Here is a 3,925-nt window from a genome sequence, read left to right as displayed (position 1 = left end):
TGACAGATTAACAGGGGAGAGATCAAGTATGCATAATCAACTCATCGCGATTATTGGCGCGGGAGTTATGGGCTGTGCCACCGCTCTGGATGTCGCGAGAGCCGGGTATCGTGTGATTTTGCAGGATCATTCAGAGTCAGTCCTGGCCCTTGCTCCCGATCGGATACGCCGTGAGTACCGATCAGCTTGTTTCTTAAAGCAAGGATACGGCGAAGTCTCGCTTGAGGCAATTATCGAGCGAATCTCGTTCCAGCTGCATGACGACGGGATAGAAGAGGCAGGCATCATTATTGAAAACGTAACAGAGCAGCTGGATTACAAAAAGGAAGTCTATGCACGGCTCGGTCAGAAGGTGCGTACGGATGCACTCTTTGCATTGAATACAAGCTGTATATCGGTCACCAGGCTGGCCTCCTTCTTGCCTGACCCGGGGCGCGCGATTGGCGTGCATCTGATGAATCCAGTTCCGGTCAAGTCAATGGTGGAGGTAATCAAAGGGCATCATACAACGCTGGAAACGGAGCAGGGAATGGTGACGTTTCTCGAGTCACTTGGCAAAAATCCGGTTGTCATTGAGGACTTGCCAGGGTTTGTATCCAACAGGCTTTCTCATTTGTTAATGAATGAAGCAGCTTTCATCGTTCAGGACGGGATTGCTACAGCCGAGCAGGTCGATGCCATTATGAAAAAAGGCTTCAATTATCAGATGGGCCCACTGGAAACAGCTGATCTGATTGGTCTGGATACCGTTGTACACTCACTTAAAGTGTTATACGACAGCTATCAGGACCCGAAATTCCGCTGTTGTCCAATGCTGCAAAAAATGGTGGATGCGGGACAATGGGGGCGTAAGACCGGTCAGGGGTTCTATGCCTATTAACATAAAGGGAGGCATGTCCATGGAGCGAACGAAGGATGTCAAATGTGTCGTATGGGATCTGGACCATACGATCTGGAACGGAGTTTTGCTAGAGTCCGGTGATGTGCAGTTAAGGCCGCATGTAAAGGAGGTGATTGAACAGTTAGACCGACGCGGGATATTACATTCCGTTGCCAGCAAAAATGATGCCGAGCTGGCTTGGGCCAAACTTGAGGAACTTGGCTTGGCAACCTATTTTTTGTACCCCGAAATCCATTGGGACGCGAAGTCCATATCCATTCAACGGATTCAGCAAAACCTGAACATTGGCATGAATGCTCTCTTGTTTGTAGATGATCAGCCCTTTGAGCTGGAGGAAGTAAAAAGTGTACACGACGATATTCAGGTGCTTCATGCAGACGACTACGAGACGATGCTGGAAGATCCGAGACTAATGCCTCGATTTATTACGGCTGATTCCTCCCGCAGAAGGCAGATGTATCAGGCGGATACACTGCGAAAGCAGGCTGAAGAACAGTATGAAGGGCCCTCCGAGCAATTTCTGGCTTCGCTTGGTATGAAGTTTACGATCTATGAAGCGACAGAGGATGATCTTCAACGTGCCGAAGAGCTCACGGTTCGTACCAATCAGCTCAATGCTACGGGGATTACTTACAGCTATGAAGAACTGCATCAATTGATGAATTCGCAGGATCACTTGTTATTGGTGTGTGAACTTGAAGACAAGTACGGAACTTACGGAAAGATTGGGCTTGCGCTTATTCACAAGCAGCCGGATCTCTGGAGACTGAACATGCTGCTGATGTCTTGCAGAGTGATGTCGAGGGGGGCAGGTAGTGTGCTGCTCACGTACATCATGCGCGAAGCACAGCGGCAGGGCAAGCAGATGCTCGCTGATTTCAGAGATACCGGGAGAAATCGAATGATGAATATCAGCTATCGCTTTGCCGGATTTACACAGCAGTCTTCAGATGCAGATGGAAAGATCGTCTTTTCACATGATTTGAAGCAGGTTGTGGAGTTTCCAGACTATATTGAAGTTTGTGTGCCTGAAAAACTACATTAATAACAAGGGGGAAGAGAAGTGGATTATCGTCAAGACATTCGGGAGTTTATCGGAAATAACCTCACTATGGAGCATGAGGATGCTCAGATTGGCGACAATGACAATTATTTTGAAATGAGATTTGTGAACTCGCTCTTTGCTATGCGTCTGGTGGATTTTGTTGAGCGCAAATTCCAGATTGAGATCGGGAATGAGGATCTGGACCTGGCCAATTTCAGTACCATTAATCGCTTGCATGATCTGATTGAGAGAAAGCTTGCTGCGAAGGAGGTGGCCCAATGATAACCGCCAATCAGCCATCACTCCGTCCAGTAGCGAGCCCTGCTGCCAATCCATCCAATAAATATATGGTTCTGTTTCTGGCGATCTCTTTCGGGACTTGCTACGGTATTGCGAGCTTGTTCATGTTCTTCCCTGATTTTATTGTGCCAATCACAGGTGAATTGCACCTTATGCACCCGCTGGCTATCGTTGCACTGTATTCTCCTTCGATTGCCGGCTTGATTACATGTTATCTGATGGGTGGCAAGGATGCACTGAAAGGCATGTTTTTGAAGCTGGTTCCACGAAAAAAGGATCTGTTCTGGATTCCAATCATTATTGGAATTTCAATTGTATTTGCCTCCTCCATGCATTTCGGCTCCCTGTTGTTCGGCATACCGGTTCCTGAACTGACATATAGTGTACCGGAAATGATCTGGCTCGGTATTTTGAACCTGTTCAAGGAAACCGGACTCATCGGCGGACTGTTTGGCTGGATTGGATTTTTACTTCCGTTCCTGCAGGGCAAGTTGAAAAACAATGTAGCAAGTGGTCTGATTACAGGTTTCCTGTTTGGACTGTGGGTGCTTCCGGGATATCTGATCTCTTCCTTCGGCACTTCAACGACCTACATATATTACGTGGTTCAGCTTATGGCATTTATCGTATTTCAAAGCTACATCTTTAATGCTACGAGAGGCACGCTGTTATTTTACCTTTTGGCCTTCTGGCTTGTGGCTACCGGAAGTCAGATTGATCTGTATTACTTTAATCCGCAAGTACAGATCATGCAATTTTTCTTTTTTGTAACATCAGCCATCATCATTCACATTGTTTTCAAGCTCAAAAAGGTGGACACTACGCTTCAAACCTTTCCCGCATATGTTCTCGAATGGAAGGAAGCGAAATAAGTAGATCAACGAATGGGGGTGACGGAGTGATGGGACAGACTTATCTTGAACAGCTGCAAAAGGGCAAGGGAAACAGACAGGTGATCTGTTTCCCTTACCTCGGCGGACACTCCCAGAGCTTTCAGCCTTTGGTGTCCTGCCTTCCGGATGTGGAGATCTGGGCATTTACGCCTCCCGGTCATGGTCTAAACTCGGAAGCGCCTTTGTCACATATGCAGCAGCTTGTCGAGCTTTACACCGGCGAGCTGTTGCGTGTAATTCAGCCTGGAGCCGTACTTCTGGGACATAGTCTTGGCGGACTTGCAGCTTACTTTGTCGCCCAGCGGCTGCAGGAGAAGCTTCCGGATACAGCAAGCACTTTACGGCTTGTCTTGTCTGCGTGCAGTACACCTGCTGAATGCGGGATAACCCGTTATGATCAGATGTCAGATGACGATCTGCTCGAGCATCTCTTTTCCTATGATGGACTGCCAAAGGAGCTTATTCACGAAAAAGAGCTTTTGCAGTATTTCATGCCTGTCATTCGGGCAGATTTTCGAGTGCTGACATCCGCAGCAACGATTGAGCATCATCCTGTGTATATACCGGTGCTGTATCTGTGGGGAGAACGGGATCATGCCGTTTCCCTTCCATCGGCACTGAAGTGGGGACAGTACTTGAATACACCGATGAAGCTTCAGACCATTAGAGAGGGTACTCACATGTTCATCATGCACCAACCTTCGACGGTGGCGTATCATCTGACAAGTTTTATGACTCCAGAGTTAGAAGGAATGAATCTAGTAGAGTAGATGAGAGGAGCCATGT

5 protein-coding genes are annotated in these 3,925 nt (G+C 47.6%); all 5 read left to right on the top strand.

Annotated elements, in window-relative coordinates; genetic code table 11:
• Positions 1-28 precede the first annotated feature (28 nt).
• The 5 genes from IEW26_RS03875 to IEW26_RS03855 are packed head-to-tail and all read left to right on the top strand — an operon-like array spanning position 29 to position 3,909.
• Complete coding sequence (locus IEW26_RS03875) at positions 29-880, top strand: 3-hydroxyacyl-CoA dehydrogenase family protein (protein ID WP_188591289.1); 852 nt, start codon at positions 29-31, stop codon at positions 878-880.
• A gap of 19 nt (positions 881-899) precedes the next feature.
• A complete protein-coding gene (locus tag IEW26_RS03870; RefSeq protein ID WP_188591288.1) occupies positions 900-1,946 on the top strand; it encodes an HAD-IIIC family phosphatase in 1,047 nt (348 codons plus the stop codon).
• Between the two features lie 18 nt (positions 1,947-1,964).
• Positions 1,965-2,228: an acyl carrier protein gene (locus IEW26_RS03865; protein ID WP_111268279.1), complete on the top strand. Its 264-nt coding sequence runs from the start codon at positions 1,965-1,967 to the stop codon at positions 2,226-2,228.
• Positions 2,225-3,118 (top strand): hypothetical protein, encoded by an 894-nt coding sequence (locus tag IEW26_RS03860; RefSeq protein WP_188591287.1) that lies wholly within the window; start codon positions 2,225-2,227, stop codon positions 3,116-3,118. Before IEW26_RS03865 ends, IEW26_RS03860 begins: the two co-directional genes overlap by 4 nt.
• 29 nt (positions 3,119-3,147) lie before the next feature.
• Entirely contained in the window at positions 3,148-3,909 is a 762-nt protein-coding gene (locus IEW26_RS03855) for a thioesterase II family protein (RefSeq protein ID WP_188591286.1), read from the top strand.
• Positions 3,910-3,925: the final 16 nt, after the last annotated feature.

The organism is Paenibacillus silvae, assembly GCF_014639235.1.
In the GTDB taxonomy this organism is placed as follows: Bacteria; Bacillota; Bacilli; order Paenibacillales; family Paenibacillaceae; genus Paenibacillus; species Paenibacillus silvae.
This window is presented reverse-complemented; position numbering and strand designations above follow the sequence as displayed.

Bases quoted from the DNA above. Each gene is read 5' to 3' on its own strand.
- IEW26_RS03875 (WP_188591289.1), top strand. From the start codon at position 29: ATGCATAATCAACTCATCGCGATTATTGGCGCGGGAGTTATGGGCTGT.
- IEW26_RS03860 (WP_188591287.1), top strand. From the start codon at position 2,225: ATGATAACCGCCAATCAGCCATCACTCCGTCCAGTAGCGAGCCCTGCT.
- IEW26_RS03870 (WP_188591288.1), top strand. From the start codon at position 900: ATGGAGCGAACGAAGGATGTCAAATGTGTCGTATGGGATCTGGACCAT.
- IEW26_RS03855 (WP_188591286.1), top strand. From the start codon at position 3,148: ATGGGACAGACTTATCTTGAACAGCTGCAAAAGGGCAAGGGAAACAGA.